Origin of the sequence: Kitasatospora sp. NPDC092039, assembly GCF_044756065.1 — a bacterium.
Lineage (GTDB): Bacteria > Actinomycetota > Actinomycetes > Streptomycetales > Streptomycetaceae > Kitasatospora.
Genome location: NZ_JBIVSD010000004.1, coordinates 417,903 through 439,794, shown reverse-complemented (window position 1 = coordinate 439,794; position 21,892 = coordinate 417,903). Strand labels below are relative to the sequence as shown.

At 73.2% G+C, this 21,892-nt stretch carries 24 protein-coding genes; 9 read left to right on the top strand and 15 right to left on the bottom strand.

Going from position 1 to position 21,892, the window contains the following annotated elements; all coding sequences use genetic code 11:
- The first annotated feature begins 117 nt into the window (after positions 1–117).
- Positions 118–822: an alpha/beta fold hydrolase gene (locus tag ACIQI7_RS11605; protein ID WP_401107752.1), complete on the top strand. Its 705-nt coding sequence runs from the start codon at positions 118–120 to the stop codon at positions 820–822.
- A gap of 39 nt (positions 823–861) precedes the next feature.
- On the opposite strand, the gene ACIQI7_RS11600 is transcribed toward ACIQI7_RS11605, so the two are convergent.
- A complete protein-coding gene (locus tag ACIQI7_RS11600) occupies positions 862–1,128 on the bottom strand; it encodes a protealysin inhibitor emfourin (protein ID WP_401107750.1) in 267 nt (88 codons plus the stop codon).
- A 128-nt stretch (positions 1,129–1,256) separates the two neighbouring features.
- Positions 1,257–2,297: a M4 family metallopeptidase gene (locus tag ACIQI7_RS11595; protein ID WP_401107747.1), complete on the bottom strand. Its 1,041-nt coding sequence runs from the start codon at positions 2,295–2,297 to the stop codon at positions 1,257–1,259.
- A 342-nt stretch (positions 2,298–2,639) separates the two neighbouring features.
- Here ACIQI7_RS11595 and leuA point away from each other — a divergent pair, with 342 nt between their 5' ends.
- From leuA to ACIQI7_RS11575, 4 genes are all read left to right on the top strand, one after another.
- The gene (gene leuA, locus ACIQI7_RS11590) at positions 2,640–4,436 is read left to right on the top strand and encodes a 2-isopropylmalate synthase (RefSeq protein WP_401107744.1); all 1,797 of its coding nucleotides are present in this window, start codon (positions 2,640–2,642) and stop codon (positions 4,434–4,436) included.
- A 239-nt stretch (positions 4,437–4,675) separates the two neighbouring features.
- Positions 4,676–5,338: a TerB family tellurite resistance protein gene (locus ACIQI7_RS11585; RefSeq protein ID WP_401107740.1), complete on the top strand. Its 663-nt coding sequence runs from the start codon at positions 4,676–4,678 to the stop codon at positions 5,336–5,338.
- A 219-nt stretch (positions 5,339–5,557) separates the two neighbouring features.
- Complete coding sequence (gene recO / locus ACIQI7_RS11580; protein ID WP_401107739.1) at positions 5,558–6,304, top strand: DNA repair protein RecO; 747 nt, start codon at positions 5,558–5,560, stop codon at positions 6,302–6,304.
- A 4-nt stretch (positions 6,305–6,308) separates the two neighbouring features.
- Positions 6,309–7,142, top strand: coding sequence for an isoprenyl transferase (locus ACIQI7_RS11575; RefSeq protein ID WP_401107737.1), 834 nt, complete (start codon positions 6,309–6,311; stop codon positions 7,140–7,142).
- Positions 7,143–7,212: 70 nt separating this feature from the next.
- On the opposite strand, the gene ACIQI7_RS11570 is transcribed toward ACIQI7_RS11575, so the two are convergent.
- The 4 genes from ACIQI7_RS11570 to ACIQI7_RS11555 are packed head-to-tail and all read right to left on the bottom strand — an operon-like array spanning position 7,213 to position 10,416.
- Entirely contained in the window at positions 7,213–7,623 is a 411-nt protein-coding gene (locus tag ACIQI7_RS11570) for a Fur family transcriptional regulator (RefSeq protein ID WP_049651097.1), read from the bottom strand.
- Between the two features lie 35 nt (positions 7,624–7,658).
- Entirely contained in the window at positions 7,659–8,588 is a 930-nt protein-coding gene (locus ACIQI7_RS11565; RefSeq protein ID WP_401107734.1) for a metal ABC transporter permease, read from the bottom strand.
- On the bottom strand, positions 8,585–9,349 hold the full coding sequence (locus ACIQI7_RS11560) for a metal ABC transporter ATP-binding protein (RefSeq protein ID WP_401107732.1): 765 nt from the start codon (positions 9,347–9,349) through the stop codon (positions 8,585–8,587). The genes ACIQI7_RS11565 and ACIQI7_RS11560 overlap by 4 nt, the downstream gene beginning before the upstream one ends.
- Before the next feature lie 14 nt (positions 9,350–9,363).
- Complete coding sequence (locus tag ACIQI7_RS11555) at positions 9,364–10,416, bottom strand: metal ABC transporter substrate-binding protein (RefSeq protein ID WP_401108028.1); 1,053 nt, start codon at positions 10,414–10,416, stop codon at positions 9,364–9,366.
- A gap of 194 nt (positions 10,417–10,610) precedes the next feature.
- Here ACIQI7_RS11555 and ACIQI7_RS11550 point away from each other — a divergent pair, with 194 nt between their 5' ends.
- Positions 10,611–11,993, top strand: a complete 1,383-nt coding sequence (locus ACIQI7_RS11550) for a glycine--tRNA ligase (RefSeq protein WP_224279482.1) — start codon at positions 10,611–10,613, stop codon at positions 11,991–11,993.
- 99 nt (positions 11,994–12,092) lie between these two features.
- Here ACIQI7_RS11550 and ACIQI7_RS11545 read toward each other — a convergent pair whose 3' ends face one another.
- From ACIQI7_RS11545 to ACIQI7_RS11525, 5 genes are all read right to left on the bottom strand, one after another.
- Positions 12,093–13,271: a hypothetical protein gene (locus ACIQI7_RS11545; RefSeq protein WP_401107729.1), complete on the bottom strand. Its 1,179-nt coding sequence runs from the start codon at positions 13,269–13,271 to the stop codon at positions 12,093–12,095.
- 68 nt (positions 13,272–13,339) lie between these two features.
- Complete coding sequence (locus ACIQI7_RS11540) at positions 13,340–14,476, bottom strand: hypothetical protein (protein WP_401107726.1); 1,137 nt, start codon at positions 14,474–14,476, stop codon at positions 13,340–13,342.
- Positions 14,473–15,054: an NADAR family protein gene (locus ACIQI7_RS11535; protein ID WP_401107724.1), complete on the bottom strand. Its 582-nt coding sequence runs from the start codon at positions 15,052–15,054 to the stop codon at positions 14,473–14,475. The genes ACIQI7_RS11540 and ACIQI7_RS11535 overlap by 4 nt, the downstream gene beginning before the upstream one ends.
- Before the next feature lie 84 nt (positions 15,055–15,138).
- Positions 15,139–16,545, bottom strand: coding sequence for an SMI1/KNR4 family protein (locus ACIQI7_RS11530; RefSeq protein WP_401107722.1), 1,407 nt, complete (start codon positions 16,543–16,545; stop codon positions 15,139–15,141).
- A 93-nt stretch (positions 16,546–16,638) separates the two neighbouring features.
- Positions 16,639–17,280: an NAD(P)-dependent oxidoreductase gene (locus ACIQI7_RS11525; protein ID WP_401107721.1), complete on the bottom strand. Its 642-nt coding sequence runs from the start codon at positions 17,278–17,280 to the stop codon at positions 16,639–16,641.
- A gap of 96 nt (positions 17,281–17,376) precedes the next feature.
- On the opposite strand from ACIQI7_RS11525, the gene ACIQI7_RS11520 reads away from it, so the two are divergent.
- Positions 17,377–17,724 (top strand): winged helix-turn-helix transcriptional regulator, encoded by a 348-nt coding sequence (locus tag ACIQI7_RS11520; RefSeq protein WP_401107718.1) that lies wholly within the window; start codon positions 17,377–17,379, stop codon positions 17,722–17,724.
- A gap of 112 nt (positions 17,725–17,836) precedes the next feature.
- On the opposite strand, the gene ACIQI7_RS11515 is transcribed toward ACIQI7_RS11520, so the two are convergent.
- The 3 genes from ACIQI7_RS11515 to ACIQI7_RS11505 form a co-directional block, all read right to left on the bottom strand.
- Entirely contained in the window at positions 17,837–18,391 is a 555-nt protein-coding gene (locus tag ACIQI7_RS11515; protein ID WP_401107716.1) for a DUF6939 family protein, read from the bottom strand.
- Between the two features lie 151 nt (positions 18,392–18,542).
- Entirely contained in the window at positions 18,543–18,980 is a 438-nt protein-coding gene (locus tag ACIQI7_RS11510) for a nucleoside deaminase (RefSeq protein WP_401107713.1), read from the bottom strand.
- Positions 18,977–19,786, bottom strand: a complete 810-nt coding sequence (locus ACIQI7_RS11505) for an LLM class flavin-dependent oxidoreductase (RefSeq protein ID WP_401107711.1) — start codon at positions 19,784–19,786, stop codon at positions 18,977–18,979. The genes ACIQI7_RS11510 and ACIQI7_RS11505 overlap by 4 nt, the downstream gene beginning before the upstream one ends.
- Before the next feature lie 93 nt (positions 19,787–19,879).
- Between ACIQI7_RS11505 and ACIQI7_RS11500 the strand changes: the two genes are divergently transcribed.
- Both ACIQI7_RS11500 and ACIQI7_RS11495 read left to right on the top strand, forming a co-directional pair.
- Complete coding sequence (locus tag ACIQI7_RS11500; protein WP_401107709.1) at positions 19,880–20,326, top strand: Lrp/AsnC family transcriptional regulator; 447 nt, start codon at positions 19,880–19,882, stop codon at positions 20,324–20,326.
- 142 nt (positions 20,327–20,468) lie between these two features.
- Entirely contained in the window at positions 20,469–21,572 is a 1,104-nt protein-coding gene (locus ACIQI7_RS11495) for a serine hydrolase domain-containing protein (protein WP_401108025.1), read from the top strand.
- Between the two features lie 72 nt (positions 21,573–21,644).
- Here the strand turns inward: ACIQI7_RS11495 and ACIQI7_RS11490 are convergent, their stop codons facing one another.
- The gene (locus ACIQI7_RS11490) at positions 21,645–21,878 is read right to left on the bottom strand and encodes a hypothetical protein (RefSeq protein WP_401107707.1); all 234 of its coding nucleotides are present in this window, start codon (positions 21,876–21,878) and stop codon (positions 21,645–21,647) included.
- Between the last annotated feature and the right edge of the window lie 14 nt (positions 21,879–21,892).

The following is a 21,892-nucleotide window of genomic DNA, read 5'->3' as shown; positions in this document are numbered from 1 at the left end:
GCCCGGGGCGCGGTAGTCCGCGCCGCCGGGAGGCCTGGGGCCCGTCCGGACGTTGTGCGTCCGGGCGGGCCTTCGCCGTGGCCCGGCCGTACGCGACGTCAGAAGGGGAACACCGCGATGAAGTTGCACACCCGGGAGTGGGGCAGCGGGGACCGGCTGGCCGTGCTGGTGCACGGCATCATGTCCGACCACCGCACCTGGCGGCTGGTCGGCCCGGCGCTGGCCGAGCGGGGCTACCGGGTGGTCGCCGTCGACCTGCGCGGGCACGGCGCCAGCCCGCGCGGCACCGGCGCGAGCCCGCTGGAGCGCTACCCGCTGGAGGCGTACGCCGAGGACCTGCTGGAGACCGTGCCGGCCGGGCCGGAGCTGGCGATCGGCCACTCGCTGGGCGGCATCGCGCTGGCCGACGCGGTCGAGCGGCTCAAGCCGGCCCGCGCGGTGTACGTCGACCCGGCCTGGCGGTTCGCCCAGTCCGGGATGGACCCGCGGGTGATGGCGGAGCTGAGGCACCTCACCCGGGAGCAGGTCGTCGAGCTCAGCCCCAAGTGGGAACCGGCCGACGTGGACGCCGAACTCGCCGCAGTGGCCGCCTGGGACCCGGACTCGGCGCAGGCCATGGCCGAACGCGGCTCGGACCTGCCGGCCCGGCCGGCGGTGCCCTCGCTGGTGGTGCTGGCCGACCGCAGCCTGCTGGTGGACGCGGCGAGCGCCGAGGCGCTGCGCGCCCGGGGCTTCGAGGTGCGCACCGTCCCCGGCACGGGCCACACCGTCCACCGGGACGACCCGGTCGGCTTCCTGGCCGCGCTCGACGGCTGGCTCTGACCCCGGTCTCCCTGGTGCTGAGCGCCCTCGCGCCGGGTGCTAGGCGCCCTCGCGCAGCACCAGGGAGATCAGCTCCCGCTGCGAGTCGGTGAGCTTCGGGTCGGCGCAGTACACCGACCGGCCGTCGACGGTGATCTCGTAGTGGAAGCCGTCCGGCACCCCGTACGAGGGCGCGCGCAGCCCGCCCGCGACGGCCTCGCGGGCGAGTGCGTGCACGTGCGGGGCGTCCGTGCGGTCGGCGGTGTCGATCTCCGCCTGGCGGACGATCCCCGCGAAGCCGCCGGTCCGGGTCACCTGGATGCGCATGGTGTCCATGGTGCTATGCAGGGAGGGGGTTTGCCGGGCTTTTCCCGGACCGTGACCTTAAGCCCGCCTCAACCCGGTCTCAACCACCCTTCAGGCGCGCCCCCGCCGCCCCGGACCGGCGCCGGAGGTCAGGTCGGGCTGATCCCGACCTGGGCCCAGGACGCCGTGACGGTGTCCGCGACCGACCGGTCGTCGGGGTAGCGGGCCCCGGCGGCGGCCACGGTGGCCCGGGCGAAGGCGGTGAAGTCGGCGTCGGCGGGCAGCGCGCCCCCGGTCAGGGCGTCGTACCAGATCCGCCCCGCGCGCTCCCAGGACGAGCCGCCGAGCGCGGTGGCCAGCAGGTAGAACGCGTGGTTGGGGATGCCGGAGTTGATGTGCACCCCGCCGTTGTCCCGGGTGGTGTTCACGTAGTCCCGCATGTGCGCGGGCTGCGGGTCCTTGCCGAGCTGCGGGTCGTCGTAGGCGGTGCCGGGCGCCTTCATCGAGCGCAGCGCCACGCCCTGGACGCCCGGGGCGAGCAGCCCGGCGCCGATCAGCCAGTCGGCGTCGGCGGCGCCCTGGCGCAGCGCGTACTGCTTGACCAGTGAGCCGAAGACGTCGGAGACCGACTCGTTGAGCGCGCCGGGCTGGTCCTGGTAGTCCAGCCCGGCGGTGAACTGGGTGACGCCGTGGGTGAGTTCGTGGCCGATGACGTCGACGCAGGCGGTGAAGTCGCCGAACACCACGTTGTCGCCGTCGCCGAACACCATCTGGTGGCCGTTCCAGAAGGCGTTGTCGTAGTTGCGGCCGTAGTGGACGCTGGCGTCCAGCCGCAGGTTCCGGTCGTCGATCGAGTGGCGGCCGAAGACGTCCGCGTAGAGCGCGAAGGTCGCGCCGAGGCCGTCGTAGGCCTGGTTGACGGAGCGGTCGGAGGACGCGGGCGCGCCCTCGCCGCGCACGCTGCGGCCGGGCAGCCGCTGGCCGTGGCCGGCGTCGTAGACCACCCGGTCCAGGCCCGGGGTGGCGGCGACCGGCGGGACGGCGGCCACCGGCGGGGCGGGGGAGAGCCGGGCCGTGCGGTGCGCGGCGTCGAGGGCCAGGGAGTGGGCGGCGGGCTCGTGACCGGCCTCGGCGAGGCGGTCCAGGACGTACGGCGGGACGATCGTGCAGATCGGTGCTGCTGCAGTCATGTCGCCCAGGGTGAGGCCTCGGTGACCGGTTGTCACCGGCTTTGACGGGACCGATCGGTGTCTCAAGGAGTGGAACGGTTGCCCGGATCACTTCGGGGGCGCGCGGCGCTGGGTTACGCTGGGGCCATCATGCGCAACGGGCTGCTTCTTCTTAGCTGCCGCGTCGAGGGCCTGTAGTCCACTGGGGCCGGCACCCTCGCCGCGGGGAACGTGCTGTGCGCGCGATCGGCGATCCGACGGTGTATCGCGAGCGGCAGCAGAGGCCGGCCAGTCGGTGTCAACCAGGTGTTGACCACCCCCGACCCGCCCGCTCCACGCATCACAGGAAGCCGAGTCACCTCCATGACCGAGCAGAACTCCGCCGTGTCCGCCCCCGCCGGCCGTCCCTTCGTGGACCGCCCCACCCCGATCACCGCCGCCTCGGTGCGCCAGCACTCCTCCGGCATGCGGTACGGGCGCTACCTGCCGTTCGGCACCGTCGACCTGCCGGACCGCACCTGGCCGGACCAGGTGATCACCAAGGCGCCGCGCTGGCTGTCCACCGACCTGCGGGACGGCAACCAGGCGCTGATCGACCCGATGTCGCCGGCCCGCAAGCGCATGATGTTCGACCTGCTGGTGAAGATGGGCTACAAGGAGATCGAGGTCGGCTTCCCGTCCTCCGGGGCCACCGACCACGCCTTCGTACGGTCGCTGATCGAGGAGGGGGCGATCCCCGAGGACGTCACCATCTCGGTGCTGACCCAGGCCCGCGAGGAACTGATCGAGAAGACCGTGGAGTCGCTGGTCGGCGCCCCGCGGGCGACCGTCCACCTGTACAACGCGACCGCGCCGCTGTTCCGCCGGGTGGTGTTCCGCAACGACCGGGCGGCCACCAGGGCGATCGCCACCGAGGGCACCCGGCTGGTGATGGAGTACGCGGAGAAGCTGCTGGGCGACGACACCGTCTTCGGCTACCAGTACTCGCCGGAGATCTTCGTCGACACCGAGCTGGACTTCGCGCTGGAGGTCTGCGAGGCGGTCATGGACGTCTGGCAGCCGGGCGAGGGCCGCGAGATCATCCTGAACCTGCCCGCGACCGTCGAGCGGGCCACCCCGAACGTCCAGGCCGACCAGTTCGAGTGGATGTCGCGCCACCTGTCCCGCCGGGAGTTCGTCTGCCTGTCGGTGCACCCGCACAACGACCGCGGCACCGCCGTCGCCTCCGCCGAGCTGGCGTACATGGCGGGCGCCGACCGCATCGAGGGCTGCCTGTTCGGGCAGGGCGAGCGGACCGGCAACGTCGACCTGGTGACGCTGGGGATGAACCTGTTCTCGCAGGGCATCGACCCGCAGATCGACTTCTCCGACATCGACGAGGTGCGCCGCACCGCCGAGTACTGCAACCAGATGGAGGTGCACCCGCGCCACCCGTACGCCGGCGACCTGGTGTACACCTCCTTCTCCGGCTCGCACCAGGACGCCATCAAGAAGGGCTTCGACGCCCTGGAGGCGGACGCCGCGGCCGCGGGCGTGCCGGTGGAGGAGCACGCCTGGGGCGTGCCGTACCTGCCGATCGACCCGAAGGACGTCGGCCGCACCTACGAGGCGGTCATCCGGGTCAACAGCCAGTCCGGCAAGGGCGGCGTGGCGTACGTGCTGAAGAACGACCACAAGCTGGACCTGCCGCGCCGGATGCAGATCGAGTTCTCCCGGATCATCCAGGCCAAGACCGACGCCGAGGGCGGCGAGGTCAGCCCGGCCGAGATCTGGCGGGTCTTCGAGGACGAGTACCTGCCGACCACCGACAACCCGTGGGGCCGGATCTCGCTGAGCGGCTCGCGCACCCTGACCACCGAGGACGGCCGGGACGCGCTGACCGCCGAGGCCCTGGTGGACGGCGCGCCGGTGACCCTGACCGGTGCCGGCAACGGCCCGGTCTCGGCCTTCGCCGACGCGCTGGCCCGGATCGGCGTGGACGTGCGCGTCCTGGACTACGCCGAGCACGCGCTGAGCGAGGGCGGCGACGCCCAGGCCGCCGCGTACGTGGAGTGCGCGGTGGACGGCAAGGTGCTGTGGGGCGTGGGCATCGACGGCAACACCGTGCTGGCCTCGCTGAAGGCCATGATCAGCGCCGTCAACCGCTCGCAGCGCGGTTAATTCGAACGGGTGGTGTGCGAAGGGCCGTCCCGCGGGGCGGCCCTTCGCCGTGTCCGCCTGCCGTTGTGGCCTGCGCCACATTTTTTCGAATCGGAAGCCGTTCGAGGTACTGACACGTGCCGGTAACCGTGGCAACATCGATCCACCGGAAAGCCGGGTCGGTGGGACGGCCTCGGTGTCCGGTCGCGTGACCTGCCCATCGTCGAGCAGGCCGCCTGCCATGTCTGGGGAGTGGCGCCGTGACCAGGTTGTGGGGTGTTCGCCCGCGGTGGCGGACTGACGTTCTCGGTGACTTCTTCTGCCCGGGCTGTGGCGGGGACCGCAACTACCGCCGGCAGCACGGCCGGCGGTGGCTGCGGTTGCTGGGGGCCCCGGTGGCCCCGCTCGGCCCGGTGATCGGCAGTGTGCAGTGCACCAGCTGCCACGGCAGGTACGGCGTGGAGAGCCTGGAGCAGCCCACCTGCGTGCGCCTCGGCGCGATGCTGCGGGACGCCCAGTACACCGTCGCGCTGGCCCTGCTCGCGGCCGGCGGCACCGCCCACCGGGCGGCCCGCGACGCGGCCTGCGCAGCGGTGCGCGAGGCCGGGTTCGAGGACTGCGGGGAGGCCCAGGTGCTGGCCGCGCTCGCCGCGCTCTCCGGGCTCGGCAGTGAACTCCACGAAGCCCACGGGATGTCCGGCGGCCTGGCCGTCGAACTGCACGCGGTGCTCGAACCGCTCACCCCGCACCTGGCCCGGCAGGGCCGCGAGCGGCTGCTGCTGCAGGGCGCGGCCATCGCGCTGGCGGACGGGCGCTACCTGCCGCAGGAGCGCGAGGCGCTGGCCGCGGTGGGGCGCTGCCTGGACCTGCCGCAGTCCCGGGTCGGGGCGCTGCTGGAGGCGGCGACCAGGGCGCCGTACTAGTAGCGGCGTTCCGTCCCGAAGGCCCGCCCGCGAACCCGAAGGCCGTCCGCGGCCACCGTGGACCGACTCCCCGTAGACCATCTCGAATCCCCCACAAAACGGGCCTGCGCCCCACCCCGGGCCCGCCGTGACCCGCACCGTTGTGGGCCTCCCCCACGGCCGCCGGTGCGGGCAACACGGCTGTCCGGCGCCGGGCGCGGGTGGGGGAGAATGGTCCCCATGAGTCTTTTCCGGGACGACGGCGTCGTGCTGCGGGCGCAGAAGCTCGGCGAGGCCGATCGGATCATCACCCTGCTGACCCGCCAGCACGGCAAGGTGCGGGCGGTCGCGCGGGGGGTGCGGAAGACCAAGTCCAAGTTCGGTGCCCGCCTGGAGCCGTTCTCGCACGTGGACGTGCAGTTCTTCAGTCGCGGGAGTGAGCTGGTCGGCCGCGGGTTGCCGCTCTGCACCCAGGTGGAGACCATCGCGCCGTACGGCGGTTCGATCGTCACCGACTACGGCCGCTACACGGCCGGCACCGCGATGCTGGAGACCGCCGAGCGGTTCGCCGAGAACGAGGGCGAGCCGGCCGTCCAGCAGTACCTGCTGCTGGTCGGCGGGCTGCGCGTGCTGGCGGCCGGGCTGCACGAGTCGCACCTGGTGCTGGACGCCTTCCTGCTGCGCTCGCTCGCGGTGAACGGGTACGGCGCGAGCTTCACCGACTGCGCCAAGTGCGGCCTGGAGGGGCCGAACCGTTTCTTCTCCCTCCCCGCGGGCGGGGTGCTGTGCGGGGACTGCCGAGTGCCCGGATGTGCCGTACCCTCCCCTGAGACACTGGTACTGCTCGGGGCGCTGTTGTCAGGGGACTGGCAGACGGCCGACGCCTGCGAGCCGCGGTACTGGCGGGAGGGCAGCGGCCTGGTCGCGGCCTATCTGCAGTGGCACCTGGAGCGGGGAATCCGCTCGATGAGATACGTGGAGAAGTGAGCACATGGCAGCGCGACGGCTCTTCGGCGGCGGCAAGCAGAGGACGTACGTCCCCCCGACCCCGCACCCCAGCGGCGCACGGCCCCCGAAGCTCCCCGGCGAGCTGGTCCCCGGCCACGTCGCCATCGTGATGGACGGCAACGGCCGTTGGGCCAAGGAGCGCGGGCTGCCCCGCACCGAGGGCCACAAGGTCGGCGAGTCCGTGGTGCTGGACGTCCTCAAGGGCGCCATCGAGCTCGGGGTCAAGAACATCTCGCTGTACGCGTTCTCCACCGAGAACTGGAAGCGCTCGCCCGACGAGGTGAAGTTCCTGATGAACTTCAACCGGGACGTCATCGCCCGCCGCCGCGACGAGATGGACGCGATGGGCGTGCGGATCCGCTGGGCGGGCCGGATGCCCAAGCTGTGGAAGAGCGTCGTCCAGGAGCTCCAGGTCGCCGAGGAGCAGACCAAGGGCAACGACGCCGTCACCCTCTACATGTGCGTCAACTACGGCGGCCGGGCCGAACTCGCCGACGCGGCGCAGGCGATCGCCCGGGACGTGGCGGCCGGGAAGCTCGACCCGAAGAAGGTCAACGAGAAGACCCTGGCCCGGTACATGTACCACCCGGACATGCCGGACGTGGACCTGTTCCTGCGCCCCAGCGGCGAGCAGCGCACCTCCAACTTCCTGCTCTGGCAGTCCGCTTACGCCGAGTTCGTGTTCCAGGACGTGCTCTGGCCGGACTTCGACCGCCGCGACCTGTGGCGCGCCTGCGAGCAGTACGCGATGCGCGACCGGCGCTTCGGTGGCGCGATCCCGAACGAGGTCGGCGCGCCGGTGCCGTCCCCGCGCTGAGGCCGTACCGGACGACGGAAAGGACCCACCGGCAACAGCCCGGTGGGTCCTTTCCGTCGTCCGGCCGGAGTCAGACCTTCTTGGCGCACTCCGCGCAGGTCCCGAAGATCTCCAGGGTGTGCGCGATGTCGCTGAAACCGTGCTCGGCGGCGACCGAGTTGGCCCAGCGCTCCACCGCGGGGCCCTCCACCTCGACGGTCGCGCCGCAGTGCCGGCAGACCAGGTGGTGGTGGTGCCCGCTGCTGCACCGGCGGTAGACCGCCTCGCCGTCGGCCGTGCGCAGCACGTCCACCTCGCCGGCGTCCGCGAGCGACTGGAGCGTGCGGTAGACCGTGGTCAGACCGACGGAGTCCCCGCGGTGCTTGAGCAGGTCGTGGAGCTCCTGGGCACTGCGGAAGTCCGCGATCTCGTCCAGGGCCGCCGAGACGGCGGCACGCTGCCGGGTCGAGCGGGCGCGCGGCGACGGGCCTGCGGTGGTCACCGTGGGTCCTCCTGGGGTCGTGGGCGTCTCGCACATCATTGTGCCAGCCCCGCACGTCGCTCAGGGGTGGTCGGGCCGGACGGCCCGGAGGCGGCCTGTCCGGGCAGTTCGACGTCGCACACCTGCGGCCCGTGCTCGCCCGCGCCGCGGTGGCGCCGGCGGGCGAGCGGCGCGGCGAGCAGGCTGAACACCGCGAAGACCGCGATGGCGAGCAGCACGATGGCCGGGCCGGAGGGCACGTCGAGGTGGTAGGAGCCGGTGACGCCGGCCAGCGAGACCACCACGCCGAGCGCGATCGAGGCGGCCTGGGTGGCGGCGAAGGACCGGGTGAGCTGCTGGGCGGCGACCACCGGGACCACCATCAGCGCGCTGACCAGCAGCAGCCCGACCACCCGCATGGCGACCGTGACGGTGACCGCGGCCATCACCGCGAGCAGCAGGTTGAGGGTGCGCACCGGCACGCCGGTGACCCGGGCGAAGTCCTCGTCCTGGCAGATCGCGAAGAGCTGGCGGCGCAGGCCGACGGTGACCGCGACGACCACCGCGCCGAGCACCGCGATGGCGGCCAGGTCGGCGGGGGCGACGGTGAGGATCGAGCCCCACAGGTAGCTCTCCAGTGAGCCGGCCCCGGCCTGGGCGGAGAGCGAGACCAGCAGCTTGCCGCAGGCCATGCCGCCGTAGAAGAGCATCGCGAGGGCGATGTCGCCGCGCTGGTTGCCGCGCGAGCGGACCAGCTCCATGGTGACGGCGCCGAGCACGCAGACCAGCACGGCCATCCAGACCGGGCTGGTCTGGAAGACGAAGCCGAGGCCGACGCCGGTCATCGCGACGTGGCCCATGCCGTCGCCCATCAGCGCCTGGCGGCGCTGCACCAGGTAGATGCCGACGGCCGGAGCGGTGATCCCGACCAGGACGGCGGCGAGCAGGGCGCGCTGCATGAAGTCGTAGGAGAACATCTCGGTCATGCGAGCAGCCTCGGCGGGGTCAGGTCGGCGTGCGGGTGGACGTGGTCGTGGCCGGGCAGGGCGTGCAGGCCGGTGTTGGGCACGGGCGGGCCGTCGTGGGCGACGCAGCCGTCCCGCAGCACCACCGCGCGGTCGATCAGCGGCTCCAGCGGCCCGAGTTCGTGCAGCACGAGGAGGACGGAGGCGCCGCGGCCGACCTCGGCGCGCAGGGTGTCGGCGAGGACCTGCTGGCTGGCGGCGTCCACGCCGGCCATCGGCTCATCCATGATCAGCAGGTCGGGGGAGCCGACCAGGGCGCGGGCGATCAGCACCCGCTGCTGCTGGCCGCCGGACAGGTCGGCGACGCCGTCCGAGGCCCGCTCCAGCATGCCGACGGCGGCCAGCGCGCGGTCCACCGCCTCGCGGTCCCGGCGGCGGAAGGGCAGCAGCCGGTGCTGCGGCAGCCGTCCGGTGGAGACCACCTCGCGGACGGTGGCGGGGACGCCGGAGGCGGCGGTGGTGCGCTGCGGGACGTAACCGATCCGGTGCCAGGCGCGGAAGGAGCCGTACGGGGTGCCGAACAGCTCCAGGGTGCCCTGCTCCAGCGGGACGGAGCCGATCACGGCCTTGACGGTGGTCGACTTGCCGGAGCCGTTGGCGCCCAGCAGGGCGACGACCTCGCCGGGCCGGACGGTGAGGTCGACGCCGCGCAGCACCGGTCGGCCGCCGCGCGAGGCGACGGCGTCACGGAGGAGGACGGCCGGGGGTATCGGGTCGGTCATGGTGCTCGGTCCCGTCAGCTGGTGGCGGCAGGGGTGGTGGCGTCGGTCCCGGCGGGGGCGGCCGGGCCGGTGCCCGTCGGAGCGGGGGCGGCCGGGGCGCCGAGGGCGGCCCGGAGGTTGGCCAGGTTCTGCTTCATGACCGTCAGGTAGTCGTCCTTGGACGGGTCCTTGACGCCCTCCAGCGGGTCCAGGACGGCGGTCTTGAGGCCGAGGTCCTTGGCGACGGTGTCGGCGAGCTTGGGGCTGACCAGGGTCTCGAAGAAGACCGTGGTGACGCCGTTGTCCTTGGCGGCCTTCTGCACCGCGGCGAGGCGGGCCGGGGTGGGCTCGGACTCCGGGTCGACGCCGTTGATGGCGACCTGGGTCAGGCCGTAGTGGTCGGCGAGGTAGCCGAAGGCGGCGTGGCTGGTGACGAAGGTCCTGGTCCCGGCGTCCTTCAGCCCGGCCCGGAACTCCTGGTCGAGCGCGGTGAGCCTGGTGACCAGCTCGTCGGTGTTCTTCCGGTAGTCCTCGGCGTGGGCCGGGTCGGCCTTGGCGAACTCGTCGCCGACGCTCTTGGCGATCGCCGCGTAGCGGGTCGGGTCGAGCCAGACGTGCGGGTCGCCGGCCGGCTCCTCGTGCTTGTGGCCCTCGTCGCCGTGGCCCTCGCCCTCGGCGCCCTCGTCGAGGTGGTGGTCGACCAGCGGGCTGGCGGCGGTGGCGTCGACCTTGTGCTTGCTGGACGACTGCGCGACGGCCTGGTCCACGGTGGGCTGGAGGCCCTTGAGGTAGATGATCGCGTCGGCCTTCTGGACCGTGCCCACCTGCTTGGCGGTGAGTTCCAGGTCGTGCGGCTCGACCCCGGCCGCGGTGAGGTCGGTGACCGCGACGTGCTCCTTGCCGATCTGCTGGGCCAGGAACTCCATCGGATAGAAGGACGCGACGACCTTCAGCCGACCGTTGCCGCTGTCGGCGCTGCTGCTGCCTCCGCAGGCGGTGAGGGCGAGGGAGGCGGCGAGAGCGGTCGTGCCGAAGGCCAGGGAGCGGCGGGCGCGGCGGGAGAGTCCGAGTCGAGGCAGTCCGATCATCATGACAATCATTCTCATCTCACATGGAAATGATTGTCAAATCACCCGAAAGGGTGAACGGCAGGTGACGGAGGGTGGGGGCGGCCGGACCGTACCGATTTGAATCACGTACCCGTATGGCCGGTAACCTGAGGTATTCGGGTACGCGCAACCAGCCGTGCCCTGACCGTGCCGTACGTACTGAAGAGAGCACTGTGGCCGCCGACAAGATCGACACGATCGTCAGCCTGAGCAAGCGCCGTGGCTTCGTCTACCCCTGCAGCGAGATCTACGGCGGCACGCGTGCCGCCTGGGACTACGGGCCGCTGGGTGTCGAGCTCAAGGAGAACATCAAGCGCCAGTGGTGGCGCGCGATGGTCCAGGCCCGTGAGGACGTCGTCGGACTCGACTCGTCGGTGATCCTCGCCCGCGAGGTCTGGGAGGCCTCCGGCCACGTCGCCACCTTCAACGACCCGCTGACCGAGTGCCTCTCCTGCCACAAGCGCCACCGGGCCGACCACCTGGAGGAGAAGTACGAGGCCAAGCACGGCTTCCCGCCGCCGAACGGCCTCAAGGACGTCAACTGCCCCGACTGCGGCACCAAGGGCCAGTTCACCGAGCCCAAGGACTTCTCGGGCATGCTGAAGACCCACCTCGGTGTCACCGAGGAGGCGAGCGGCCTGGCGTTCCTGCGCCCGGAGACCGCCCAGGGCATCTTCACCAACTTCAAGGCCGTCCAGACCACTTCGCGCAAGAAGCCGCCGTTCGGCATCGCCCAGACCGGCAAGAGCTTCCGCAACGAGATCACCCCCGGCAACTTCATCTTCCGCACCCGCGAGTTCGAGCAGATGGAGATGGAGTTCTTCGTCAAGCCGGGCGAGGACGAGCAGTGGCACGAGTACTGGCTCCAGCAGCGCTGGGACTGGTACGTCGGCCTCGGCCTGCGCACCGAGAACATGCGCTTCTTCGAGCACCCGAAGGAGAAGCTCTCCCACTACGCCAAGCGCACCGTGGACATCGAGTACCGCTTCAACTTCGGCGGCAGCGAGTTCTCCGAGCTGGAGGGCGTCGCCAACCGCACCGACTACGACCTGCGGGTGCACAGCGAGGCCTCCGGCCAGGACCTGAAGTACTTCGACCAGGAGTCCGGCGAGCGGTACTTCCCGTACGTCATCGAGCCGGCGGCGGGCCTCAACCGCGCCATGCTGGCCTTCCTGATCGACGCCTACTTCGAGGACGAGGCGCCGAACGCCAAGGGCGTCATGGAGAAGCGCGTCGGCATGCGGCTCGACCCGCGCCTGGCCCCGGTCAAGGTCGCCGTCCTGCCGCTGTCGCGCAACGCCGAGCTGTCCCCGAAGGCCCGCGGCCTGGCCGCCGACCTGCGCACCGCGTGGAACGTCGAGTTCGACGACGCCGGCGCCATCGGCAAGCGCTACCGCCGCCAGGACGAGATCGGCACGCCGTTCTGCGTCACGGTCGACTTCGACACCCTCGAGGACAACGCGGTGACCGTCCGCGACCGCGACACCATGTCGCAGGAGCGCGTGTCGCTGGACCAGGTCAAGGCGTACCTGGGCGCGCGGCTGATCGGCTGCTAGCAGGTTCCCGCTCGGAGCCCTCGTCCGCCCTGTCGGGGCGGACGAGGGCTCCTTGCCGTTACGGACGTCGTTCCGGGCGGCCCGGGTGCCGGCTGCCGGCTACCGCCATCCCCAGCGGGAGCGCGGGGCCGCCGGCGGGCGGGTCGGCAGGCCGGCGGTGCGCAGGGCGGCGAGGGTGGTGCGGTGGCGGGTCTCGTCGGCGAGCATCGCGGCCAGCAACCGCGCGTACAGCTCGGCGTGGCCGGCGCCGTTCAGGGCGGAGGCCAGCCGGACCACCTCGGCGGGCGGGCGCAGCACGGCCAGTTCGTTCAGCAGGAGGTCGGCGAGGACGGTCGGCAGGCCGGCCGCGAGGTCGGCGAGGTCGGTGGTGGAGCGGCCGGCGGCCTGGCGCAGTAAGGTCCGGACGTCCTCGGCCCGGCCGTGCTGCTGGAGGCAGGCGGCCAGCGAGGTCAGCTCGGGCACCGGCGCCGACCCCCACTCCCAGAGCAGTGTCGCGCTGTCGGCGGCCAGGCCGGCCCGCTCCAGCGCGGAGAGCAGACCGGGGACGGACGCGGCCGGATAGCCCCAGAAGGCGTGGAACACCTCGGCCGCCTCCTCGGCCAGGCCCAGTTCGCGCAGTTCGGCGAGCACGGCGACGCAGTGGTCGGGCGCGGCCCGGGCGATGCCGCGGGCGAGGTGGAGCGAGGCGCCGGTCGGGCCGTACCGGGCCAGCATGCCCACCAGCAGCGCGGCGTCGGCGGTGGTGAGGCGGGCGGCGGCCGCGTCGATCACCTCGGTGGCCTCGGTGAGGGAGCCGGACCGGTGGAGGGCGTTGATCCGCTCGGTGAGGGCGCCGAGGTCGGGGCGGGCGGGCGGTGGCGGGGCCTGCTGCTGCGGTGGCTGCTGCTGGTACTGCTGCCGCGGGGCCCGCTGTTGCTGTTGTCGTCGCTGCTGTTGCTGCTCTTGTTGTTGCTGTTGCTCTTGTTCGTGCCCGGGCGGCGGTGGCTGCTGCTGGTGTCTGATCCGGCTCTCCAACGCCTCCAGCTGGTCGCTGAGTTGGAGGCAGCGGGCACCCAGGCCCTCGCGGAGGGTGCGGGCCTGGGCGAGCTGCCGCAGCAGGTCCCCGTCCGGCCGCTGACGGCCGGGGGTGGCCCGGACCGCCTCGTTCAGGCGTCGTTCACGTTGGCTCGCGTAGCGGCTCGCACGGAGTAACTCGTCCAGCTCCGCTCGGAGTTCGTCGGCCTGTTGCTCGCCCCCCGGCTGCCGGCCTGCGGATTCTGCCGTCGGCCGCATGCGCATGATCGCCCCACCCCGTCCATCCAGACCCTGACTGCGTGACATCCTGACGTCAGTATGTGGCTGAGGAGTTAAGAGCGCACGACCAGTCGTGTCCGAGTGGTGTCCAGGAGCGCACAGACGGCGGTCGTCGCGAGAAGTGCGCCGGTCGCGCTCCGTAGCAGGGTCGCCTCGTAGTACGGGCCGGGGGCGAGCGTCGCGACGGCGTATCCGACCACCGCGCCCGCGAGGGCGGGCAGCAGCAGGCGGGTCGCGTCCCGGCGGGCCGCCGCCCCGATCACCAGTATCCCGGCCAGGGCGGCGAGTTCGGGTGTGCCGAAGGACTCCGCGTAGCGGATCGACAGGGCGGGGACGAGGAACAGGGCGAGCGCCCGGCCGATCGTCCCGGCGAGGGCGGCGCTGTGCGGGCCGGTCGGCCGGCTCGGGTCGCCGGGCCGGGCCGGGACGGCGCGGGTCGCGACCAGCACCGCCAACGCGACCGCGACGGAGGGGAGATGGTCGCCGAGCCGGGCGAGGTTGTAGAGCAGCGCGGTGTCGTACAGCACCAGCATCAGCTGGCCGTACGCCCACAGGTCGAGTGCGAAGCGGAACAGGCCGAGGGTGGGGTCGGCCCCTCCCTCACCCTCGGGCACGGGCTCGTGCCGGGCCAGCCGGGCGATCAGGGGAGGGGTGAGGCAGGCCGCGACCACGCGCAGGACGAGGTCGTCCACGGTGTACGGGTTCCGCAGGTCCCACTCCACGGCGCAGAACGCCACCGTGTAGGAGGCGGCGGCGAGCGGGATCAGCGGGGAGCGGGCCAACCGGACGTACAGCGCGCGGTCCAGCCGCCGGACGACGGCGACGAACGCCAGCAGCACCAGCGGAAGTTCGAGGAGGGCCGGCACCCGGAGCACCGACGGGGCCAGCAGCTCCGGGGCCGGGAAGCGGGCGGCGAGGGCGTCCAGGCGTGGCACGTCGAACCAGCCGGGCGGCAGGTGGCGGGCGATGAAGGAGACGTCCCCGTGGTGCACCCGGTTCACGTAGACCGCGACGAGCACCTGATTGAGGTAGATCAGCGCGACGACGACCGCCAGCACCGGCTCCGGCCCCGACACTCGACCGGGCGGCCGGGGAGGAGCCGTGCGCCGCAGCACCCTCGGTGCCAGGAACAGGGCGGTGGCGGCCGACGCCACCACCGTTCCGTCCAGCAGCGGAGCGATGACGCTCACGCGCCGCCCAGCCGCGCCCGTGCCTCCATCAGCGCGAAGCCGAGCAGGTTCAACCCGCGCCACTCGGTCGGCCGTTGGGCCCGGATGTCGTCGGCGGCGAGCCCGATGCCCCAGATCCGGTCCAGCGGGCTGGCCTCGACCAGCACCCGGTCACCCGTGCCCAGCAGGTAGTCGCGCAGCGCCTCGTCCTGCCCGAACTTCGCGACGTTGCCCGCCACCACCAGCTCGAACCGGCCGGCCGTCCACGTCTCGTCGTCGAATCCCCTGACCAGCCGGCCCAGCTTCTTCGCCTCGGCGGGCGTCCGGGCCGCCAGCACCTGCCGCACGATCTCCTCGTCACCGAACATCCGGGCCTTGCCGGCCATCATCCAGTGCTCGGCGGAGGCGTACGTCACCCCGTCGACGGTGAACTCGCCGGGCCACCACTGGCTCAGGCACTCCTGTCGCGTCCCGCCGCCCTTGCGCTCGGTGTGCCCCCAGAACATCACCCACTTCGGGCGCATCCCGTCGGCCATCGCCGCGGCCAACTCCTCGCGGCTGCGGACGGCGGCCAGGTCCCCCACGTGCATCTCGCTCATATCGTCAGTCTGACATAAAGGGTCCACGGCCGCGAACCGTTTCACCGCGGGGTGCGGGACGTGGGGTGGAGTGTGGGCGGGGGGTCAGGCGTGCGGGGCGCGGGGCCGAGGTGCGGGGCCGAGGTGTCCCTCGACGGTGGTGTGGGGGATCGGCGGGCGGTCCCGGAGGGCGAGGAGGTCGTTGGCCACGGCCACGACCGCCAGCGGGTGCTCGTCGCCCCGCACCTCGACGCCGGCCGCGGACAGTCCGCTCGGGACCGCCCCGGCGTCGAGGAGGACGCGCCACTCGTCGGGACCGAGGCCCAGGTACTCCAGAGCGGGCAGGCCGGTGACCTCCAACGGGTCGGCGAGGGTGCCGGGATGGGCGGTGAGGGTGCGGACCCGGGGCAGCCCGGCGACGGGGGCGAGGCCGAGGGGCGCGCCGCTCCGGCGGAAGATCCTCACGACCTCCAGGTCGGGGTGCGCGGCGGACGCGAGGTCGTCCAGCTCGTGGTGGTCGCCCACCCGGGCCGCGACCGGTGGCAGCCGCTCGTGGTGGCCGACCGGGGCCTCGTTCGAGAACCTGCTCAGGACCAGCTCCGTCAGGGATTCGCCGTACAGTTCGGCGCCGATGCTCTGCTCGTGGTCGATCAGGATGACCTGTCCGAGGTGTCCGCGCGGGCCCGGCGTCAGGTCGACGGCGAAGGTGTCACCGCCGTTTCCGCCGAAGGCGATCCAGCCGGGCGAGCCGACCAGGGCCTGCACGGCGGCGTCGGGCGGGGTGGCGGCCGCCTTCGTCGCCGCGTACTGCCACGGGCACGGCCGGGTGGCCGCATCGGCGACGAACAGCCCGTCCAAGGAGCTGAGTTCGCAGCCGACGGCGGACCCGGCGGCCTGGATCTCCGCGAAGTCGGCCTCCCAGTCCCCCGATCCGCCCGGCCCCGCCGGGCTCACCCTGGTCACGCGGTAGAGCGCCTTGAGCTCCTCGGGCAGCGCGACGCCGAGCCGCTCCTCGGCGGCGGCGATCTCCTCCTCGGTCGCGCCGACGGCGTCGGGCAGCCGCTCGCGGAGCGTCCGCTCCAGCAGGGCCGGGTCCGCGGACGGCGCCGGCGTCGCCCCGGGAGCCGGTGACGGCAGACGACGCCACGGTTCGGCGACGGCGCCCTCGACCAGGACGAGCGTGCCCGGGCTCGGGAGTCCGGACCCGGACTCCACGGCGGGGCTGTCGCCGAACACGTGCAGGACCGTCCGCCCGTCCGGCGAGACGTCCGCCGCGAACATCGCCTCGCGCAGGCCCGCCTCCGCGAGCGCGCGCTGCACCGGCGCCGCGGCCCGGGCGACGGCCTGACGGCGATGGGGCTGCACAGACCGGTGGTCCAGGGGCAGACTCCACCCCGTCGAACTGACGGTCCCCGCGAGGTGGCCGGTGCCGGCCGCGGGGCGGTCGGCGTGCTCGGCGCGAAGGAGCGTCAGCAGCGGCTCCCAGGTGGCGAAGTCGTGGAGCGCGGGCACGGTGTCCTCCGGGGCGGTGCGGCGGTCGTGGGTGACGGTCCGCAGGACCCTAGCGGCCGCCGCCGACAGCGGTGCCGAGCCCGGCCGCGGGCCTCAGTGCGACACCGCCCACTGCACCCGGTGGTGGCGCGGCGTCTCGATTTCGTCCAGCAGCGCCACCGCCAGGTCCGCGTGCGAGATCCGGCCCTGCCCCACCACCGCGCCGACCGCACCGCGGTAGCGCCCGGTGGCCTCGGCCTCCGCGTCCAGGTCCATCGGGGGCACCACCATCAGCCAGTCGAGGTCCGCCGCGGCGGACCGCAGCAGCTCGAACTCCGCGACGTGCCCCTGGGAGAACAGCCGGTACTCCGCCGGGAACAGCGGGTCGTCCATCACCCGCACGCCCGGCGAGACCTCCAGCGTGGTCGCGATGCCCAGCACCAGGAGCCGTCCCACTCCCGCCCGTCCGAGCCCGTCGACCAGCGCCCGCGCGGCCGCGGTGAAGTACTCCTCGGCGGGCAGGTCCAGCCGAGCCGAGGCGTTCACGGCCGCGTCGTGCCCGGCGGCGACCGCCGCCACCGACTCGGCGTCCGTCGCGTCGCCGCGCACCACCGTCACCGCGTCCGGCGTGCCGAGCTCCCGGTACTTCCCGGGGTCCCGCACCACCGCCGTCACGGTGTGCCCCCGCCGCACGGCTTCGGCGACGGCCGCGCGCCCCACGCGTCCACCCGCGCCGAAGATCACGATCCTGCTCATGGTTCCTCCCTCGACGGCCCGTTCGGGCCTGATGCACGAGGACGGTAAGCGGGAGGTGCCCGGTTACTTCAACGGAACCGGCCCTATCGTGGAGCCATGACCGCCCGCGTGGACACCGACCCGTTCGACCCGCACTGCAGCCACCGGATGCCCATCCGGGTCGGCGACAAGTGGGCCGGCATGATCCTCCGCTGCCTGGAGGACGGCCCCCGCCGGTTCACCGAGCTGAAGGCGCCGCTCAGGGGCGTCGCCCCGAAGGTGCTGACCGAGACGCTGCGCGCGATGGAACGCGACGGCTGGCTCACCCGGACCGCGTACGACGAGAACCCGCCGCGGGTCGAGTACGCCCTCACCGAACTCGGGCGATCGCTGCTCGGCCCGATGGACGTGGCCTGCGCCTGGGCCCGCGAGCACCTGGACGAACTCCCGCGCACGGGCGGGTGACCGCGCGCGGGTGAGCGCCCGCGTCCGGGCGAGCGCGAGCGTGCGGACGGGCGCCCGCGTCCGGCGCGGTCGTACCGGCGGTGTTCCCGGACGGGCCCCGCGGCCGGCGGGTTCATTCCCGCTCTTCGTCGGGCCAGCGGCCCTCCACGTACAGCTGGACGAGCGCGGCGTGGGAGAGCGGGCTGGAGGTGTCGGCGACGTCGCCGTTGGTGGTGTAGTCCAGGAGCACGACCTCCTCCTTCTCCCGGAGCCGGTCGACCAGGTCGGCGGCGCGGTGTTCGAGGACCCAGCGGTAGGCCGGCAGGTAGATGCGGCGGCGCGCCGTCTCGTAGGGCAGCAGCCGGTCGCCGTGCGGGCCGGTCCGGTGGCCCAGGACGGGGCCGAACCGCCGTACCGTCCGCTTGAGGCCCTTCATCGTGGTGACGCGCAGCTTCGCGGGGTCGACGTCGGCGTCCCGGAAGACCTTGAGGGCCTGCCAGATCCCCTCCACCGACTGGCTGGTCACGCCGTCGCCGTAGGGGACCGGGATGCCCCCGTGCGGGTAGAACGGGCTCAGCCGCACCCACGGGTCCGGCGCCTTGGAGGTCACGTCGATGATCTCCGCGCCGGGGTGCGCGGCGGTCAGTGAGGCCGTCGTGCGGCGGCGGCCGGCGACGCGGATCGGCATGCGTGGGCTCCCGTTCTCGATGGTGCTGGCCACCGAGCGTCTCCCGTGCCTCTGACATCCCGGCCGCGGAGTCGGGAATGCGGTCCTCTGGCCCCGGCCCCTCACCCCGGCCCCGGAGCACGCCCCTTGACCCCGGAGTCGGGAGCGCGGCTCAGGCGGGCCGGTAGTAGGACCGGATCGGGGCCCGGGCCTCCTCGGGCAGCGCCGGGCCGTCCGTCGTCACCGCCGGCCAGGCGCCCGAGTCGGGGTTGAGCCCCACCAGCTGCTCCGTGGAGAGCGCGTACACGACGCGGCCGATGCCGGAGCGGAGGATGCCCCCTTCGCACATGCCGCAGGGCTGGCAGCTGGTGTACAGCGTGGTGCGTGCGGCGGCGTCCGGGGCGAGTTCGCGGGCGGCCCAGCGGGCGAGCTTCAGTTCGGGGTGGGCCGTGATGTCGTCGTCGCGCCGTACGGTGTTGTGGGCCTCGGCGAGGACCTCGCCGCCCGGGCCGGCCAGCAGGGAGCCGTACGGGGCGTCGCCCAGGGCCACCGCGCGGGCGGCGATGGCGATGGCGCGGCGCAGCAGGGTCTCGTCGGCTTCGGTGATCACGCGGTCCTCCAGCGGGTGGCCACGGTGGTGAGCGCCTGCCAGGCCTGTTGCGGCCGGCGGGTCTCCTCCGGATCCCCGTGGTACGGGTCGAACACGACGGTCTCGGCGCCGAGACCGCGCAGTCGGCGGAGGTCGTCCAGGATCTGGTCGACGGTGCCGACGCCGGCCGGCCGCTCCGGGTCGTCGACCGGTGCGGTGGTCGGCCGCAGGGCGATGCGGGGCGCGAAGCCCGGCATCGGGTGTTCGGCCAGGAGCGACCGCATCCGGGCGAGGGGGAGCCGCAGCGGGTGCCAGGCGTCGCCGAACCGGACCGCCCGGCGGAGCGCCGCGCCGCTGTGGCCGCCGACCCAGACCGGCACCGCCCGGCGGTCGGGCTCGGCCGCCCAGGCGTCCCGCAGGGTGCCCAGGTACTCGTCGGTCAGCCTGCCGCGCGCGCCGAACGGCACACCGAGGGCGTCGAACTCCTGGCGCGCCCAGCCGGCCCCCACGCCGAGGACGAACCGGCCGCCGCTGAGCCGGTCGAGGGTGCTCGCCATCCGGGCCACCAGCAGCGGGTTCCGGTAGGGCAGGACGAGCACGGTGGTGCCCAGCCGCAGGCCGGTGGTCGCCCCGGCGAACCACGACAGCGTGGTGAAGGGCTCGTAGAACGGCTCCGGGTACCGCTCGGCCACGTCCGGGGTGACCGCCACGTGGTCCGACACCATGAGGAGGTCGAAGCCGAGGCCCTCCACCGTCCGGGCCCACTCGCGCAGCACGCCGGGGTCCGTCCCGGGGCCGAAGTTCGGTACGTTGACGCCGAGTCGCATGGGTCGAGGCTATCCCCGTGATCATGGCGGACGGAACGGAATCCTCCTGGTGTGACGGGCCGATCGTCGTGGTTTTCCCGGTAGATTCCCGTCATGGCCGTGAATCTTGACGACACCGACTGGGCGATCATCGAGCAGCTGCAGCGGGAGGCCCGACTCTCCCTCAGCGAGCTGGGGCGGCGGGTGTCCCTCAGCCCGTCGGCGACCACGGAACGGGTCCGCAACCTGGAGTCCCTGGGCGTCATCACCGGCTACCACGCGACGGTGGACCTGGCGAAGGTCGGCTACCCGGTGCTCGCCGTCGTCCGGCTGAAGTACCCGGGCAACCGCCACGAGCCGCTGCGCCGGCTGCTCGCCGAGCGGCGGGAGCTGCTGGAGTGCCTGCGCACCACCGGCGACGACTGCTACACCCTGAAGGTGGCGGCGACCTCCATGGAGCACCTGGAAACCCTGGTGGACGAGCTGGCCGGCTTCGGCACCACCACCACGAGCGTCGTCTACAGCCGGACGCTGCCGCTCCGCGGGCCCGGCCGGCCCTGACGCCGGGCGCCAGGCGCTCCCTCGATCGGGGGAGGCCGGGCGAGCGCCGCGCGACCAGACTGGCGGTCGTGACCGGGGGGTTCCTCGCTACTCCCCACGATTCCAGTGGAGTTGACCCGTGCGTCGTTCGCGCATCCGCCACATGGCACTCGCCCTCTCGCTCTCGACCGCCGCGGTCGTCGGGATGCAGACACCGCCCGCCGCCTCGGCCGCGGCCCCGCCGGACGTCGTCCAGCAGGGGCTGAACGCGCTGGTGCGGACGGACGGGGTGCCCGCCGCGCTCGCGACCGTCCGGGACGGGCGGGGCCGGACCCGCGGTTACACCGCCGGTGTGGGGGACCTGGCCACCGGCGCCGAGGTCCCCGCCGACGGCCAGGTGCGGATCGGCAGCAACACCAAGACCTTCACCGCCGTCGTCGTGCTCCAGCTGGTGGGGGAGGGGAAGGTCGACCTCGACGCCTCCGTCGGGACCTACCTCCCCGGCCTGGCCCGCGGCGAGGGCGTCGACGGGAGCGGCGTCACCGTCCGGCAGCTCCTCCAGCACACCAGCGGCCTGGCCGACTACGAGGGGCTGCTGGACGAAGCCTCCCTCCGGAACCGGTACTTCGAGCCCCGGGAGCTGCTGGACCTCGCCCTCCGGCAGAAGCCCGCCTTCGCGCCCGGGGAGAGGTTCGGCTACAGCAGCACCAACTACGTGCTGGCCGGGCTGATCGTCCAGCGGGTGACCGGCCGGCCGCTCGCCGAGGAGATCGACCGGCGGATCGTCCGGCGCATCGGGCTGCGGCACACCTACTTCCCGGCCGCGGGCGACCGGACCATCCGCGAAGCCCACCCCAGGGGCTACCGCCGGGACTCCGCCGACGGGCCGCTGACCGACTTCACGGAGATGGACCCCTCGGCGGGGTGGGCGGCCGGGCAGATGATCTCCACCAATGCCGACCTCGACCGCTTCTTCACCGAACTGCTGCGCCCGGGCCGCCTGTTGCCAGCGGCCCAGCTCGCCCAGATGCGCACCACCGTCCCGATCGGGGGCAGCGGCGCCGGCGCCGGACTGGGCGTCTTCAGCCGGCCGCTCTCCTGCGGCGGGGTCTACTGGGGCCACGGCGGCGACATCCCGGGCTACGAGACCCGGGGCGGCGCCACCGACGACGGGCGCGCCGTGAACATCGCGGTCACCACCGTCCCGACCGACTACGCCGTCACCCGGCACCTCGAAGCCGTCGTGGACGCCGCCCTGTGCCGCTGAGCGGGTTGCCGGGCGGGGCCGAGGCAGGGCTACTGAAGTGAGGTCGGTCGGATGAGGGCGGGTCAGATGAGGTCAGGAACGGTGGCGGTTCCCCTCGTCGCCGACCACGCCGTTGCCGTGGTGGACGGACAGGCTCGAGTACGTCGCCCGCATGCGTGCGGCCTGGGCCGTCCGCTGCTGTTCGATCAGCATTCCCTCGGAGGTGTCGTACGCGTGCCGCCGGGCGCGTTCCCGGAGCAGCAGGAAGACCGTGGCGCCGACGACGGTGGCGACGAGGACGAGCAGGAACACCAGGACGAGACCCATGACGCCAGCCTTCC